17 protein-coding genes are annotated in these 14,548 nt (G+C 58.7%); 13 read left to right on the forward strand and 4 right to left on the reverse strand.

Going from position 1 to position 14,548, the window contains the following annotated elements:
- Positions 1-127: 127 nt before the first annotated feature.
- The gene (locus Z945_RS0100715) at positions 128-778 is read right to left on the reverse strand and encodes a carbonic anhydrase (RefSeq protein WP_025050211.1); all 651 of its coding nucleotides are present in this window, start codon (positions 776-778) and stop codon (positions 128-130) included.
- Between the two features lie 164 nt (positions 779-942).
- Here Z945_RS0100715 and Z945_RS0100720 point away from each other — a divergent pair, with 164 nt between their 5' ends.
- The 3 genes from Z945_RS0100720 (at position 943) to Z945_RS0100730 (ending at position 3,531) form a co-directional block, all read left to right on the forward strand.
- Positions 943-1,305 (forward strand): hypothetical protein, encoded by a 363-nt coding sequence (locus Z945_RS0100720; protein WP_025050212.1) that lies wholly within the window; start codon positions 943-945, stop codon positions 1,303-1,305.
- Positions 1,306-1,369: 64 nt separating this feature from the next.
- A complete protein-coding gene (locus Z945_RS0100725) occupies positions 1,370-2,752 on the forward strand; it encodes a leucyl aminopeptidase family protein (RefSeq protein ID WP_025050213.1) in 1,383 nt (460 codons plus the stop codon).
- Positions 2,749-3,531: a C40 family peptidase gene (locus Z945_RS0100730; RefSeq protein WP_025050214.1), complete on the forward strand. Its 783-nt coding sequence runs from the start codon at positions 2,749-2,751 to the stop codon at positions 3,529-3,531. The genes Z945_RS0100725 and Z945_RS0100730 overlap by 4 nt, the downstream gene beginning before the upstream one ends.
- Before the next feature lie 6 nt (positions 3,532-3,537).
- Here the strand turns inward: Z945_RS0100730 and Z945_RS0100735 are convergent, their stop codons facing one another.
- The gene (locus Z945_RS0100735; RefSeq protein WP_025050215.1) at positions 3,538-3,885 is read right to left on the reverse strand and encodes a DUF2794 domain-containing protein; all 348 of its coding nucleotides are present in this window, start codon (positions 3,883-3,885) and stop codon (positions 3,538-3,540) included.
- Positions 3,886-4,001: 116 nt separating this feature from the next.
- On the opposite strand from Z945_RS0100735, the gene paaI reads away from it, so the two are divergent.
- Both paaI and paaK read left to right on the forward strand, forming a co-directional pair.
- Positions 4,002-4,445 carry a hydroxyphenylacetyl-CoA thioesterase PaaI gene (paaI, locus tag Z945_RS0100740; RefSeq protein WP_025050216.1) on the forward strand — a complete coding sequence of 148 codons (444 nt, stop codon included), beginning with the start codon at positions 4,002-4,004 and terminating at the stop codon, positions 4,443-4,445.
- Positions 4,445-5,755 (forward strand): phenylacetate--CoA ligase PaaK, encoded by a 1,311-nt coding sequence (gene paaK / locus Z945_RS0100745; RefSeq protein ID WP_025050217.1) that lies wholly within the window; start codon positions 4,445-4,447, stop codon positions 5,753-5,755. The genes paaI and paaK overlap by 1 nt, the downstream gene beginning before the upstream one ends.
- Here paaK and Z945_RS19175 read toward each other — a convergent pair.
- The gene (locus Z945_RS19175) at positions 5,752-6,024 is read right to left on the reverse strand and encodes an I78 family peptidase inhibitor (protein ID WP_025050218.1); all 273 of its coding nucleotides are present in this window, start codon (positions 6,022-6,024) and stop codon (positions 5,752-5,754) included. The genes paaK and Z945_RS19175 overlap by 4 nt on opposite strands.
- Positions 6,025-6,316: 292 nt before the next feature.
- Here Z945_RS19175 and mbfA point away from each other — a divergent pair, with 292 nt between their 5' ends.
- The 7 genes from mbfA to Z945_RS0100785 all read left to right on the forward strand — a co-directional run bounded on the left by mbfA (position 6,317) and on the right by Z945_RS0100785 (position 12,114).
- Positions 6,317-7,291, forward strand: a complete 975-nt coding sequence (gene mbfA / locus Z945_RS0100755; protein WP_025050219.1) for an iron exporter MbfA — start codon at positions 6,317-6,319, stop codon at positions 7,289-7,291.
- A 62-nt stretch (positions 7,292-7,353) separates the two neighbouring features.
- The gene (locus Z945_RS0100760; protein WP_025050220.1) at positions 7,354-8,283 is read left to right on the forward strand and encodes an AEC family transporter; all 930 of its coding nucleotides are present in this window, start codon (positions 7,354-7,356) and stop codon (positions 8,281-8,283) included.
- A 20-nt stretch (positions 8,284-8,303) separates the two neighbouring features.
- Positions 8,304-9,137 (forward strand): S-formylglutathione hydrolase, encoded by an 834-nt coding sequence (fghA, locus tag Z945_RS0100765; RefSeq protein WP_025050221.1) that lies wholly within the window; start codon positions 8,304-8,306, stop codon positions 9,135-9,137.
- 3 nt (positions 9,138-9,140) lie between these two features.
- Positions 9,141-9,593: a YaiI/YqxD family protein gene (locus tag Z945_RS0100770; RefSeq protein WP_025050222.1), complete on the forward strand. Its 453-nt coding sequence runs from the start codon at positions 9,141-9,143 to the stop codon at positions 9,591-9,593.
- A 66-nt stretch (positions 9,594-9,659) separates the two neighbouring features.
- On the forward strand, positions 9,660-10,280 hold the full coding sequence (locus Z945_RS0100775) for an HAD family hydrolase (protein ID WP_025050223.1): 621 nt from the start codon (positions 9,660-9,662) through the stop codon (positions 10,278-10,280).
- A complete protein-coding gene (locus Z945_RS0100780; protein WP_025050224.1) occupies positions 10,277-11,194 on the forward strand; it encodes an ornithine cyclodeaminase family protein in 918 nt (305 codons plus the stop codon). The genes Z945_RS0100775 and Z945_RS0100780 overlap by 4 nt, the downstream gene beginning before the upstream one ends.
- On the forward strand, positions 11,191-12,114 hold the full coding sequence (locus tag Z945_RS0100785; protein ID WP_025050225.1) for an alpha/beta fold hydrolase: 924 nt from the start codon (positions 11,191-11,193) through the stop codon (positions 12,112-12,114). The genes Z945_RS0100780 and Z945_RS0100785 overlap by 4 nt, the downstream gene beginning before the upstream one ends.
- Here Z945_RS0100785 and Z945_RS0100790 read toward each other — a convergent pair.
- Positions 12,111-13,352 (reverse strand): MFS transporter, encoded by a 1,242-nt coding sequence (locus Z945_RS0100790; RefSeq protein WP_025050226.1) that lies wholly within the window; start codon positions 13,350-13,352, stop codon positions 12,111-12,113. The two genes, Z945_RS0100785 and Z945_RS0100790, sit on opposite strands and share 4 nt — an antisense overlap.
- 135 nt (positions 13,353-13,487) lie before the next feature.
- Here Z945_RS0100790 and zapE point away from each other — a divergent pair, with 135 nt between their 5' ends.
- Positions 13,488-14,546, forward strand: coding sequence for a cell division protein ZapE (gene zapE, locus Z945_RS0100795; protein ID WP_025050227.1), 1,059 nt, complete (start codon positions 13,488-13,490; stop codon positions 14,544-14,546).
- Positions 14,547-14,548 lie beyond the last annotated feature (2 nt).

Below are 14,548 nucleotides of genomic sequence, written 5' to 3' on the forward strand. Positions count from 1 at the left end.
CCCGCCCATGTTGAGCGGTGCAACTGCACAAATCGGTCTACATTCGACCGTGCGGGGTTCCCCGCAGGCAAAGCCACGCGCATCGCGGCGCAAAACGCATAGTACCGCCAGAAAGAACGCCCCGAGCCTATACCTGAGTGAAGGTTTCGGTCTCGGGGTTGTAGTTCTCAAGGCTGCCTTCACCGATATCGGTCCACAGACCATGCAGGGTAAGCTGACCTGCATTGACCATTTCTGCGACAAACGGAAAGGTCATGAGGTTTTCAAGCGAGGTGATCACCGCCTGCTGTTCCAGTTTGCGCATCTGCGTTTCGGGATCTTTGATATCTGCGACAAGTGCAAAGCGGGGGCGTAGAATGTCCATCCAGCGGCCTACAAAGCTGTCCTTGGCCTCCAGTTCGGGCGCATGGCCCTCACACATGTCGATGCAGCCCTTGATCCCGCCGCAGTTAGAGTGGCCCAACACCATCAAATTGCTGACCTTCAGCACCCGCACAGCATATTCCACAGCAGCCGAAGTGCCGTGGTGATCGCCATCGGGCTCATAGGGCGGCACCAGATTAGCGATATTGCGGTGGATGAAGAATTCTCCCGAATCCGCCCCAAAGATGGACGTCACATGAACTCGGCTGTCACAGCATGAAATCACCATCGCCCGCGGGTGCTGCCCATCAGAGGCAAGGCGGCGATACCAGGCTTTATTGTCGGCATACCCGGTGGCTTTCCAACCGTGATAGCGTTGTACCAAGTTTTTCGGGAGTGGGCTGGCCTTGTTCATCTCTTCGTCATCCTTGTGGTCCTCGGAATGGATTATCCTAAATTTGCAGTAGTTTCGAGAGAAAAGGGTGCGCCACCTGAACGATTTAAACACTATTATCCGCCAATTTCCGCCGCGAGCCGTGGGGGCTGAACAAAGGGTGAGTGATGATGCAGGTTCTGCAAATGAAACCAATGGAAAATGTCAGCGTCGATCAGGACCGCTTGGGGGCGCTGTATTCCCAATTGGGACCGGTAGGGGCCGAGGATGTGGTCTGCCGCGCGCTGGAGGAACTGGGCATGCGATTATCACAATGCAGCACCCTGTTCCACGAGAACGATCGGGCGGGCCTGCGCAAAAACACCCGTTCATTGATTGCAATTGCGGATCAGATCGGGATGCATGCCCTTAGTCGCGTAGCGGCAGACGTGACCAATTGCATCGACCACGGCAACACGGTGTCGGTGGCGGCAACGCTATCGCGGTTGATCCGTATCGGAGAGCGATCATTGACGGCGGTCTGGGACATACAGGACATTACCATCTGACCCATTGCGGGCGGCGGCGAAACGGTTAGGCTGAGGGTTAAGTCTCTTAACTGACAGGTTTCTCATGTCTCTTTCCTTTGCCGCCGCTTCCGATGCCGCCACCCCGTTACATGCTGTTGCCGAGGATGGGTTAAAGGCGTGGTTGTCTGAACAAACCGAGGCGGCTCAGAAATGGATCGCTGCACAGGGCTTTACCGCCGCGGTGGGTCAGGCTGTGACCGTCCCCGCAGAAAACGGAGAGCTTGCCCTCGCCGCAGTGGGCTATGGCACTCGCAAGACCCGTAAACGCGGCCGGTTTCATCTGGCGGCAGCGGCGGGAGCCTTGCCACAAGGTGATTATGCGATTGCGAGCGGTCTAGATGAGGATGCCGCTGCGACCGAAGCACTGGGCTGGCTTCTGGCCGCCTACCGTTTTGATCGCTATGCCAAACAATCCCAACCAGAGGCGCGGCTGGTCGCGCCCGCTGGCATTGACGCCGCCCGGATCGAGGCAATTGCCGCAGGCGAAGCACTGACCCGCGATCTGATCAATACGCCCGCCTCCGACATGGGACCTCCCGACCTGGAACAAGCGGCGCGGGATCTGGCCGAAAAGCACAAGGCTCAGATCAGTGTCATTACTGGCGATGCGCTGCTCGAGCAGAACTTTGCCATGATCCACACCGTAGGGCGCGCTGCCGACCGTGCTCCGCGCCTGATTGACATGCGGTGGGGTAGTAGTGGTCCAAAGCTGACACTGGTCGGCAAGGGGGTCTGCTTTGACACGGGCGGCCTGAACCTCAAACCCGGCGCATCGATGGGGTTGATGAAGAAGGATATGGGCGGTGCGGCAGCGGTGCTGGGTCTGGCGCATATGATCATGGCGACAGGCACCGATATCCAGTTGCGCGTACTGATCCCGGCGGTCGAGAATTCAGTGTCCGGCAATGCCTTCCGTCCCGGCGATATCCTGACCTCGCGCAAGGGTTTGACGGTCGAAATTAATAACACCGATGCCGAAGGACGCTTGGTGCTGGCCGATGCGCTCGCCTATGCGGACGAGGAAAAGCCCGATCAGATCATCTCGATGGCCACACTGACGGGCGCGGCGCGGGTGGCGGTGGGGCCGGACCTTGCGCCCTACTTCAGTGATGATCCGGCCTTTGTGACTGCTTTGGAAACTGCCGCGCTGGCCGAAGCTGATCCGGTCTGGCGCTTGCCGTTCCATGACCCCTATGAAGCGATGATCGAACCCGGCATCGCCGATCTGGACAATGCGCCTAAGGGAGGCTTTGCGGGCTGCATCACGGCGGCCTTGTTCCTGCGCCGCTTTGTCACCGACAGCCCTTACGCACATTTTGATATCTACGGCTGGCAACCCAGCGATGCGCCTGCACGGCCCAAGGGTGGTGCCGGGCAAGGCACGCGGGCGCTGTTGGCGGCCCTTGGCCCTTTGCTGAACCCATGAGCGATCCGCGCCTGACACCCGATCCCGCGCTGATCGATCAGCGCAACGCTGCCCATGTGACGCAACCCGTTACCGATCTGTGTCGCGCGCCGAACGGCCCGCGCGACCGTCAGATGCTCTATGGTGATGCGGTGACGCTGCTGCACAAAGCTGCGGGTTGGGCTTATGTTCAAGCGGGCAAGGACGGCTACTGTGGTTTTGTCCGCAGCGACGCGTTAGGGTCCATCGACACGCCGACCCATCGGGTCACCGCCCCTGCGACCCACGCCTATGCAGATGCTGATTTCAAAGCCTCTGATGTTTGCGGCCTCAGCCTTGGCAGCCGTGTACCCGTGATTGCGCAATCGGGCCGCTTTTCCCAGACACCGCTGGGTTATATCCCGACAGTCCACCTGTCTGGCTTGCACCAGCGGTTCGACGACCCGGCAGATGTGGCACAGTTGTTTCTGGGCACGCCCTATCTGTGGGGCGGCAACAGCCGGTGGGGCATTGATTGTTCAGGTTTGGTACAAGCGGCGCTACTGGCCTGCGGCATCCCCTGCCCCGGTGACAGCGACATGCAGATGGCACTCGGCGATGATGCAACCGATGGCTACAAACGCAATGATCTGATGTTCTGGAAAGGGCATGTGGCGATGGTTTGGGACAAGACGCTGCTGATCCATGCAACCGCATTTCAAATGGCCTGTGTGTTCGAACCGATTGATGCTGCGATCAAGCGGATACAGGAACAAGGTGATGGCCCGGTCACAGCACACCGCCGGATCAGCCGCACCTAAGTCTGATTACTCTACCGCTCGGATGAGCTTACGCTCCAACACGCGCAGTACCGCTTTGAGGTCATGACCGCGCTTCAACACCTGACCGCCTGTCCCGATCACCGCATACATGCCCTGTTTGTTGCGCAGCTTCGGTCTCTTCTCGATCCGGTAAAGCGGAATTTCAGCAGTGCGGCGAAAGACGGAAAACACCGCGACCTCGCGCAGACACGAAATACCATAGTCCCGCCATTCACCCGCAGCGACCATCCGGCCATAGACAGACAGGATCAGCGACAGTTCGGTCCGGTGAAAGGCAATCTGCTCGGGCGGACGCTGGAACGGCGTCACTTGCGGTGAATTATGCACGGTCATAGGCTCACAGTTGCGCTGTTCTTGCGGCAAATCAAGAGGGCAGCCTGCCAAAGATATTGAAAGCGTTACAAAATGATGCGAAGCATTGAAATTATGAAACATGAAAGCTGCCACCCATGACCCCAGACGCCCGCGCCCGAAAGTGCGCCGAGTTGATGTTCGCGCAGGATACGGCCTCTGCCGGGCTCGGCATGGTGATCACCGATGTGGGTCCGGGCCGCGCCGTTCTGACCATGCCGGTACGTGCTGATATGCTGAACGGGCATGGCATTTGTCACGGCGGTTTCATCTTTACACTGGCCGACAGCGCCTTTGCTTTCGCTTGCAACAGCTACAATCAAATGGTTGTCGCGCAGCAAAACCAGATCACCTATCTGGCCCCCGGACAGGCAGGCGAAGTGTTGACCGCTACTGCCCTTGAGGCATCTCGTGCAGGCCGCTCCGGCATCTATGATGTCACGGTAACGGGTGGCGACGGCCGCATAGTGGCGCTTTTTCGCGGGCTGTCGCGCAGCGTCAAAGGCCAGCATTTCGACGAAGACGCAGGAGGAACCCACTGATGAAAGACTTGACCCCCGCTAAGGACACATTGGACCCGATCGAGATTGCCAGCCGGGACGAGATCATGAGCCTTCAGCTGGAGCGTATGAAATGGTCGCTGCGCCACGCCTATGACAACGTACCTTTTTACAAAGCCAGCTTTGATGCGGCGGGGTTGCACCCCGATGATTTGCACGACCTGAGCGATCTGGCCAAATTTCCCTTCACCGTTAAAACCGATCTGCGCGACAATTATCCGTTTAAGATGTTCGCCGTCCCTCGCGAACAGGTGGCACGTATTCACGCGTCCTCTGGCACCACCGGGCAACCAACCGTCGTTGGCTATACGCAGAAAGACCTTGAAAATTGGGGGAGTGTTGTGGCGCGGTCCTTGCGGGCGGCGGGGATGCAGCGCGGAGATATGCTGCACAATGCCTATGGCTACGGTCTCTTTACCGGAGGTCTGGGGATCCATCTGGGGGCAGATGCGCTAGGGCTTTCCACCTATCCGATCTCGGGCGGCATGACGCCCCGGCAGGTGCGGTTGATCGAAGATTTCAAACCCAAGGGCATCACCGTTACGCCCTCCTATTCCCTGTCGATCCTCGATGAATTCGCCGCCCAAGAATTGGACCCCCGAGACAGCTCGCTTGAGGTCGGTATCTTTGGCGCGGAGCCCTGGACCAACGCCATGCGGCTGGAAATCGAACAGGCCTTTGATATGCATGCGGTCGATATCTACGGGCTGTCCGAGGTGATGGGCCCCGGCGTGTCGATGGAATGTGTTGAGACAAAGGACGGCTTGCACATCTGGGAGGATCATTTCTATCCCGAGATCATCAATCCCGAGACAGGCGAGCCGGTGGCCGAGGGCGAACAGGGCGAGCTGGTCTTTACTTCGCTGACGAAAGAGGCGTTTCCGATTATCCGTTATCGTACCCGTGATCTGACGCGGCTTTTACCGGGCACGGCGCGGTCGATGCGGCGGATGGAAAAGGTGACGGGGCGCAGTGACGATATGATCATCCTGCGCGGCGTGAACGTCTTTCCCACCCAGATCGAAGAAGCCCTGATGGCGACCGCAGGCCTTGCGCCCCATTTCCAGATCGAGCTGAGCCGCCCGGACCGGATGGATCAGATGCGCGTTCTGTGTGAATGCGCCGATGCAAGTGTATCAGATACCAACCGTCACATCGCCGCAAAAGCCTTGGCCGCGCAAATCAAACAGACCGTCGGGATCAGTATCGCCGTAGATGTGGCCGATGTGGGCGTCGTGCCGAGGTCCGAAGGCAAGGCCGTACGGATCATTGACAACCGCCCCAAGGGCTAGCCGCAGGTGATCGCGACGATTGTGTCGGTCTCGTCCAACTGGATATTCAACCGTGCCGGATTGAAATCCATCGTCACTGGATCGCCAAACCGGTAGGTGCGCTTGGGTTCTGGCAAGGAAAGATCGACAACCGCATCCTGCCCAATCAGGTTCTGATAGGCGGATGCATTGCATGTGTCAGGTCCACCCGTCTGCGCAGTTGTGTCCGCGTTTTGCGGTGCATTGCATCCAGCCAGCGCCAGACAGGTCAGTCCCAGAATCCATTTCATCATTCTTCTCCTGTTTTGAAAAAGTTTCGCAGGCTCATACACCATTGCTTGCCAGAAACATATCGACCGCGCCGGCGATAAAGCGAGATATCTCGCCTACTGACACGGTATTGCCCAATTTAAAGACCTAGCGCGACCGAAAACCAGCCTTGCACAAGTCTCCAAACTGATCCGCTGTGACCACGCAGATGCAAAAGACCTGCATCCCGAACGTCGATGTCACAGAGCGCAATCCTAACTTGCGCAGGCATCTTCACGTTATTAGAATGGTTCTAAGTAACGGGGGCGCATCATGCTTTTTTCATTCAGCCGCAAACGCTTTAAGGATTTGTCCGAGCAGGAAGTGCTGGCGCTTGCCATCTCGTCAGAGGAAGATGATGCGCGCATTTATCGGGGCTACGCCGAAATGCTGCGAGAGGAATATCCGAAATCCGCTGCGGTTTTTGATGGCATGGCGGCAGAAGAAGATGGCCACCGCCAGCGTTTGATCGACCTCCATCAGGCGCGCTTTGGCCCAACCATTCCATTGATCCGGCGCGAGCATGTATCAGGTTACTATGCCCGCCGCCCGGTGTGGCTGATCGAAAATCTCGGTCTTGAACGCATTCGCGCCGAAGCGGCTGCGATGGAACACGATGCGGAGCAGTTCTATCTGAAGGCCGCATCGCAAACGAGTGATGCCGATACACGGCGCCTGCTGGGGGATCTGGCAGCAGCCGAGGCGGGTCATCAGAACAAGGCCGAAGATCTGGCCGCCACCCATCTGGACGATGCGGCCTTGTCCAGCGAAGACAATGAAGCGCGCCGGCAATTCTTGCTGACCTGGGTGCAACCGGGGTTGGCGGGGCTGATGGACGGGTCCGTATCCACCCTCGCCCCGATCTTTGCCGTGGCTTTCGCCACCCAAGACACCTGGACCACGTTCCTTGTGGGTCTTGCGGCCTCCGTTGGCGCGGGCATTTCAATGGGCTTTACCGAAGCGGCCTCGGATGACGGGCAGCTTTCTGGTCGTGGATCGCCTTGGAAACGCGGGTTTGCATCTGGCATCATGACCACGGTCGGCGGCTTGGGCCACGCCCTGCCCTATCTTATTCCCGATTTCTGGACAGCGACGATCACCGCTTTTGTTGTTGTGTTCGTTGAGCTTTGGGCGATTGCCTGGATCCAGAACAAATACATGGATACCCCGTTTTTCCGCGCAGCATTTCAGGTCGTAATGGGTGGTGCGTTGGTCTTTGCAGCCGGGGTGCTGATCGGGTCGGGGTAGCAGATAAGAATGCCTCCCGATTTTCGCTAGTCCTCCTGCTTATGCCAAGGTATTGCTGAGACATGCTGGCGATCTTCCTGAAAACCCTGCCGTTCTTTGCGGTCATCGGCCTTGGCTATTGGGCCGGACGCACACGGTTCTTCAGCGCCGAGGCGACGGCCTATCTGACCAAATTTGTCTTCTACTTTGCCCTCTCGGCCATGTTGTTCCGGTTCTCCGCGAACCTGTCGTTGGCCGAGGTCTGGGACACGCGGTTGGTCATCGCTTATCTATGGGGCACGGCGTTTGTCTATGGCATTGCCTCTCTGGTGGGTTTCTTGCGCGGGCTCGACGTGCCCACCAATGCGATCGAGGCGCAATGCGCCGTGATCGGCAACACCGGCTTTCTAGGCGTGCCGATGCTGACGCTGCTGCTGGGGGCCGAAGCAATTGGCCCTATCGTTCTGGCGCTGGCCATTGATCTGATTGTCTTTTCCAGCCTGATCGTGATCCTGATCACCGGTGCGCGTGACGGGCAGGTCAGCTTGCGGATGATCCGTTCTATCGGGGTCGGGCTGTTGAAAAACCCGATGATCGTGGCAATATCGCTCGGCTTTATATGGTCGGGGCTGAACATCCCGATCCCCGTTCCGCTGAATGACTTTCTGGCGCTATTGGGCGGCGCGGCCACACCGGGCGCGTTGTTTGCCATCGGCGCGTCGCTCGCGTTAAAATCGGCAGAGCGGATGCAGATCGCAGGCTGGCTCAGCTTTTGCAAACTGGTGCTGCATCCGTTGTTTGTGGGCCTTGCGGCCCTGTTTCTCTTTGGCGTCGATCCATTCAAGGCGGGCGTGATCATCGCGGTTTCGGCCTTGCCGGTGGCGGGCAACGTATACATGCTGGCGCAGCATTATGGTGTGGCTCCCGCCCGCGTGTCCGCCGCCATTTTCCTGTCGACCGTCTTCAGCATCCTGACCGTCAGCCTCGTGGTGGGATGGGTGACAACATTCTGACAATCAAAGGATCGAACCTTATGAAAACCATATCCGAAAACGCCTGCTTTGGCGGCACGCAGGGCGTTTATTCACACGCGTCCACCGCCTGCAATTGTGAGATGACCTTTGGCCTGTTCCTACCCGCCGAGGCGAAGGACGGTCCGGTGCCGGTGCTATGGTATCTGTCGGGCCTCACCTGCACGCATGAGAATGCGATGACCAAAGCCGGCGCTCAGGCCTGGGCCGCTGAACACGGTATCGCAGTGGTTTTCCCCGACACCTCGCCGCGCGGCGACGATGTGGCCGATGATGAGGCCTATGATCTGGGCAAGGGCGCGGGGTTTTACGTCAACTCCACCCAAGACCCCTGGAAGCCACATTTCCAGATGTGGGATTACATCAGCGATGAATTGCCCGCATTGCTGGGCAAGAATTTCGCACTGGATATGGAGCGGCGGGGGATCACCGGCCATTCGATGGGCGGGCATGGCGCGCTGACGCTGGCGATGAACCTGCCGGGCCGGTTTCTGTCGGTCTCAGCCTTTGCACCAATTGCCAACCCTACCGCAAGCGATTGGGGCAAAAAACAGTTGAGCGCTTATCTGGGTAGTGACGAGACCAGCTGGTCCAAACATGACGCAACATTGCTGATGCAGGACGTAGGCTTTGACGGTCCGGTGCTGATTGATCAGGGCGCGGCGGATCAATTTCTGGACCTGCTGAAGCCCGAAGCCTTGTCGCAGGCGATGGCGGCGAAGCGGCAGGAGGGGACGTTCCGGATGCAAAAAGGCTACGATCACAGCTATTTCTTTGTCTCGACTTTCATCGAAGATCACATCGCTTTCCATGCCGAGGCGCTTTATGCGGGGTGATCTGTGACCGCGCTTTATATCGACGCAGACGCCTGCCCGGTGAAGGCCGAGGCAGAGCGTGTGGCGACGCGGCACAAAATCCGCATGTTCGTGGTGTCGAACGGCGGATTGCGCCCGTCGCAGAACCCGCTGGTCGAAACGGTAATTGTGGCGGATGGACCTGATGTGGCCGACATGTGGATCGCGGAGCGCTGCGGGCCGGGCGATGTGGTGGTGACCGGTGACATTCCATTGGCGGCGAAATGCGTCGAAGCGGGGGCACGCGTACTGAAACACAATGGCGAAGCGTTGACCGGTGCCAATATCGGTAACGTGCTGGCCACCCGTGATTTGATGAGCGACCTGCGCGCCGCTGATCCGTTCCGGCAGGGCGGCGGCAAAAGCTTCACAAAGGCCGACAGGTCGCGTTTTTTGGATGCTCTGGAGCGTGAACTACGCGCGGCATTGCGCCAGTAGTCGTTTTCGTTCAAAGAAAACGGTCGGAAACTTTGAAAGTTTCCGACCCCCGGGGGAGAGGGCAGCATGAAACCAGAAGCGGTCGTGTTCGACATCGGCAATGTCCTGATCGAATGGCAGCCCGAACGATTTTTCGACAGCGTCATTGGCAAAGACCGCCGCCGTGCGATGTTTGCCGCTGTCGATCTGCACGCGATGAACGACCGCGTGGACAGCGGCGAGACCTTCTTCAACGTGATCTCCGAGACCGCCGCGACCAATCCCGAGTGGCAGGCGGAGATCATGCTTTGGCATGACCGTTGGCTTGATATGGCGGCACCGGCCACTGATCATTCTGTTCGCCTGATGGCTGCATTGCAGGCGCACGGCGTGCCCGTTTTCTCGCTGACCAATTTCGGCATCCAGACTTACGCACTGGCCGCCCAACATTACGATTTTCTGAACCAGTTCGACCGCAATTTTATCTCGGGTCATCTGGGTGTGATCAAACCGGACCCCGCGATCTATCAAGCGGTGGAAGACCAAAGCGGTATCGCGCCGCAGGCGCTGCTGTTTACCGATGACCGCCCCGATAATATCGCCGCCGCTGCGGCACGCGGTTGGCAGACACATTTGTTTGACCACCCGCAGTCTTGGGCCAACAGGCTGGTTGACGCCGGGCTTCTGTCACAGGATGAAGCACGATGAGTGTTCCAATGATCCCCTTTGATGCCGCCGAACCTTTACTGGACTGGATCGGCCTGACCGAGGCGCTGGCCGCAGGTCACCGCCTGCCCCGCGCCGAGATTGCGGATACCTTTCTGTACCGTGGAAAAGATACATTGCTGAACCGTGCCGCCTGGATCGACGGGCTAGGGATCGCGGTGAAATCTGCCACCGTCTTTCCCGGCAATCCCGACAAGGGGCAGCCCATGGTGAACGGAGGGCTGACGCTTTATGCCGATGACGATGGCAGGCTTGAGGCGATTGTCGATTTCCATCTGGTAACGAAATGGAAAACTGCCGGAGATAGCCTTTTGGCAGCCCGTCGCCTGGCCCGTCCTGACAGTCGCAACATCTTGATTGTCGGTGCAGGCAATCAGGGACGCGCTTTGCATGCAGCCTACAGCGCCGCTTTTCCGGAGGCGGCGTTCACCCTGTGGAACCGCACCCGCGCTAATGCGGAGGCCATGGCCGCCGATTTGCCCGGCTTGCGTATCGCGGATGATCTGGAAGCCGCAGTTAATGCTGCAGACATCGTCACCTGCGCCACCATGTCCACCGCGCCATTGATCCAAGGTGCTTGGCTCCGTCCCGGCCAGCATGTTGATTTGATCGGAGCCTACCGCCCGGACATGCGTGAAGTGGATAATGCCGCGCTGACACGCGCGCGTATTTTCGTAGACAGCTTCGACACCACCATCGGCCATATCGGCGAGATCAACATCCCGCTGGAGTCCGGCACCATCACACGCGACGATCTGATTGCGGATTACTACGGGCTGGACGCGTTCAAGCGCCAAACCCCAAAAGAGATCACCCTGTTCAAGAACGGTGGCGGTGCGCATCTGGATTTGATGACGGCGCGCTATATTCTGGACCGCTGGACCGCTGCTGCATGATCTGGGTGCTGCTGATCCTCGGCATCGTGATTGCCGTGCCGCTGGTGATCGAACACCGTCGCCGGGTGATGAATGATGCCGCACGCGGATCGGCGTCGGGCCAATTTGTAGAGCTTTCACGCGGCGTTACGCACTACGCTTGGCATGGACCCGCAGGGGGACCGGTGGTTGTCTGCGTGCACGGGCTGACCACACCCAGCTTTGTCTGGCGCGGCATGACACCTGCGCTGGCTCATGCGGGTTACCGCGTGCTAACCTATGATCTTTATGGTCGCGGCTATTCGGACCGGCCACCGGGGCCACAGGACGGGACGTTTTTTGTCAATCAACTGGCCGAACTGCTCGCGCATGAGGGGGTCGGCGACCAGCTGACCCTGATTGGATATTCTATGGGCGGCGCGATCGCTGCCCGCTTTGCGGCGACCTATCCCGACCGCATGCACCAGCTGATCCTGCTGGCACCTGCGGGGATGTTAAACATTTCGACCGGACTGCGCGGATTTATCAAGAATGTGCCATTGATCGGCGATTGGCTGATGCTGGCGATCTATCCCGCCATTCTGCGTCAGGGCTACAAGGCAGAGCGTGAGCTGCCAACCTCCGTCCCCCGTGTGACAGAGTTGCAGGCGCAAGAGCTGGAGTTCAAACGATTTATCCCAGCTGTGCTGTCCAGCCTGCGCGGTATCCTGAGTGCCGACCTAAGCGGCGATCACAGGGCGCTGGCCGCTCGCAACCTGCCGGTGCTGGCCATCTGGGGGCGCGATGACACGGTGATCCCTAAAGCCTCTGTCGGCAAGCTGGCGGAGTGGAACCGCGCAGCCCAACAGGAAGCGGTCAAAGGGGCGGGCCACGGTCTGACTTATACTCATACCGATGAGGTATTGCGCATCATGCGCGGCTGGATGACCAAACCGGACTAGGCGGTCACCAGCCCCTCAAGACGCTTCTCGCGAATGGGAAGATGCACGATTGCGCTGAAGGCACCGACGCCCACACCGATCCACCAAACCGCCGTGTAGCTGCCGTAAATGTCGTACATGCGCCCCCCCAGCCAGACGCCCAGAAAGCTGCCCAGCTGATGGCTGAAAAAGATGATGCCATAGAGCGTACCCATGTAGCGCAGCCCGTAGATATGCGCGACCAACCCGGATGTGAGCGGCACGGTTGCCAGCCAAAGCGACCCCATGGCGATGGAGAAAACGATCACTGAGTCCGGGGTGATAGGAAGCAGAATGAAAAGCGCCGCAACAATGGTGCGGCCCGTATAAATGCCAGCCAAAAGGTACTTCTTTGAATACCGTTTGCCAGCCCAGCCCGCCGCGAGCGTTCCTGCAATATTCGCCAGACCGATCAACGAAATCGCGACCGCCCCCAGAGCGGAAGTGGTGGTGATCCCGATATTGTGCAGGACACCGCCCGCAAGGATGGGGCCGCAGAGTTCGGTCACGAAAGCAGGGAAATGTGCGGTAATGAACGCCAGCTGATAGCCGCAGGAGAAGAAGCCCAGAAAGATCAGCGTATAGGAAGGATCCTTGAACGCTTTGACCAGGATTTGACCCAAGCTCTCCTCAAGCTCGGCCTTGCTGGCCTGAACGGGGGCGCGCATCAGCGGCAGCGTCAGCAGCATCAACAAGATCACGGCGGCAAAGACCATGAAGACCGATTGCCAATTCAGAAACGTCAGCATCCACTCAGCAACAGGCGCGCCGAACACTTGGCCTGCGCTGCCTGCCGCGGTGGCAATGGCCAGCGACATCGAGCGGTTCTCATCGCTTGAGGCACGCCCGACCACGGCCAGGATTACGCCAAAGCCGGAGCCCGCGATGCCAAATCCCACCAGCCAGGCATAGGCCTGATGCTCAAGCGGGCTCACGGAATTGGCCGAGAGCACCAACCCCACTGCATAGACCAATGATCCAATGATGATCGCCCGCCGGTCTCCGATCTTTTCAGCCAAAGCGCCAAAAATAGGCTGGCCAATGCCCCATGCGAGGTTCTGGATCGCAATGGCCAGCGAAAACTCAGCCCGCAGCCAGCCGAATTCTTCGGCGATGGGAATCTGAAAAACGCCAAAGGACGCACGAACCGCAAAGCTGACCATGATGATCACGCACCCAACGATCAGGACGGGGGTGAAAATCGAGCTGCGCTGTTCCATTGGATGATCCTTGATGTCCGATCATACGTTCGCCACTTATCATCCTCGCGTCAAATGAAGGCTTGTGAACCTTGCGTCACGAAACCGGATGAGTGGTGCTTTTCATCCCCGCTGCAGATGCGCTATGGCTGTGCCATGACCAGCCTGCGCGATACATATGACCGATTGATTGACGAAGGCAGGCTAACGTCCGACCCTGCGCAAGAAGCCGTGCTGCCGGAATTCGACCGCATCCGCGAGGCGCTGCTGGTGCCGGTGAAGAAAGGTCTGTTCCGCAAGGCACCGGAGCCGCCGCGGGGGCTTTATCTTTGGGGTGGTGTTGGGCGCGGGAAATCCATGTTGATGGATATGTTCGTGGAGCACTTGGAGGGTATTCCGTCCCGCCGTGTGCATTTTCATGCCTTCATGCAGGAAATTCACAGCGCGATGCACGAGGCCCGCAAAACAGGCGTTGATGATGCGATTGCGCCTGTGGCCGCAGAAGTGGCCTCGTCCGTGAAGTTGCTGGCCTTTGACGAGATGCAGATCACCGACATTACCGATGCGATGATCGTCGGGCGTCTGTTTCAGGCGTTGTTCTCTGCGGGGGTTGTGGTGGTCACCACATCAAACCGGATACCGGATGACCTTTATAAACAGGGGCTGAACCGCAACCTGTTCCTGCCTTTCATCGAATTGATCAAGGAACGGATGGTCGTGCATGAACTGGCCAGCCCGACGGACTATCGTCAGGATCGGCTGGCTGGCACTCAGGTCTATTTTACTCCTGTGAATGCAGAGGCACGGGCCGCGATGGATGCGGTCTGGAACGATCTTGCAGGCGATCCGGGTAAGCCCTTGGTCTTGCGCGTCAAAGGCCGGGATGTGGAAATACCGCAGTATCACAACGGCATGGCGCGGGCGCGGTTTCATGACATTTGCGGCAAGCCTTTGGGACCGGCAGATTACCTAGCCTTGGCCGAAGCTGTCCGCGTGCTGCTGCTGGATGACGTTCCCACATTAGGCCGCAGTAATTTCAACGAGGCCAAACGTTTCGTCACGTTGGTAGATGCGCTTTATGAAGCGCGGGTGCGGCTGATCTGCTCGGCGGCAGCGCATCCCGAGATGCTCTACCTTGAGGGCGAAGGCACCTTCGAATTTGAACGTACAGCATCGCGCCTGCGTGAAATGCAGGCAGAGGGATGGGGCAGCTAGGC

Source organism: Sulfitobacter noctilucae (assembly GCF_000622365.1).
GTDB lineage: Bacteria > Pseudomonadota > Alphaproteobacteria > Rhodobacterales > Rhodobacteraceae > Sulfitobacter > Sulfitobacter noctilucae.

Coding starts and splice junctions, on each gene's coding strand:
- Z945_RS0100720 (WP_025050212.1), top strand. CDS start 943: ATGAAACCAATGGAAAATGTCAGCGTCGATCAGGACCGCTTGGGGGCG.
- paaI (WP_025050216.1), top strand. CDS start 4,002: ATGACCCCAGACGCCCGCGCCCGAAAGTGCGCCGAGTTGATGTTCGCG.
- Z945_RS0100790 (WP_025050226.1), bottom strand. CDS start 13,352: ATGGAACAGCGCAGCTCGATTTTCACCCCCGTCCTGATCGTTGGGTGC.
- Z945_RS0100775 (WP_025050223.1), top strand. CDS start 9,660: ATGAAACCAGAAGCGGTCGTGTTCGACATCGGCAATGTCCTGATCGAA.
- Z945_RS0100735 (WP_025050215.1), bottom strand. CDS start 3,885: ATGACCGTGCATAATTCACCGCAAGTGACGCCGTTCCAGCGTCCGCCC.
- Z945_RS19175 (WP_025050218.1), bottom strand. CDS start 6,024: ATGAAATGGATTCTGGGACTGACCTGTCTGGCGCTGGCTGGATGCAAT.
- Z945_RS0100715 (WP_025050211.1), bottom strand. CDS start 778: ATGAACAAGGCCAGCCCACTCCCGAAAAACTTGGTACAACGCTATCAC.
- Z945_RS0100785 (WP_025050225.1), top strand. CDS start 11,191: ATGATCTGGGTGCTGCTGATCCTCGGCATCGTGATTGCCGTGCCGCTG.
- Z945_RS0100730 (WP_025050214.1), top strand. CDS start 2,749: ATGAGCGATCCGCGCCTGACACCCGATCCCGCGCTGATCGATCAGCGC.
- fghA (WP_025050221.1), top strand. CDS start 8,304: ATGAAAACCATATCCGAAAACGCCTGCTTTGGCGGCACGCAGGGCGTT.
- Z945_RS0100780 (WP_025050224.1), top strand. CDS start 10,277: ATGAGTGTTCCAATGATCCCCTTTGATGCCGCCGAACCTTTACTGGAC.
- Z945_RS0100725 (WP_025050213.1), top strand. CDS start 1,370: ATGTCTCTTTCCTTTGCCGCCGCTTCCGATGCCGCCACCCCGTTACAT.
- mbfA (WP_025050219.1), top strand. CDS start 6,317: ATGCTTTTTTCATTCAGCCGCAAACGCTTTAAGGATTTGTCCGAGCAG.
- paaK (WP_025050217.1), top strand. CDS start 4,445: ATGAAAGACTTGACCCCCGCTAAGGACACATTGGACCCGATCGAGATT.
- Z945_RS0100760 (WP_025050220.1), top strand. CDS start 7,354: ATGCTGGCGATCTTCCTGAAAACCCTGCCGTTCTTTGCGGTCATCGGC.
- zapE (WP_025050227.1), top strand. CDS start 13,488: ATGACCAGCCTGCGCGATACATATGACCGATTGATTGACGAAGGCAGG.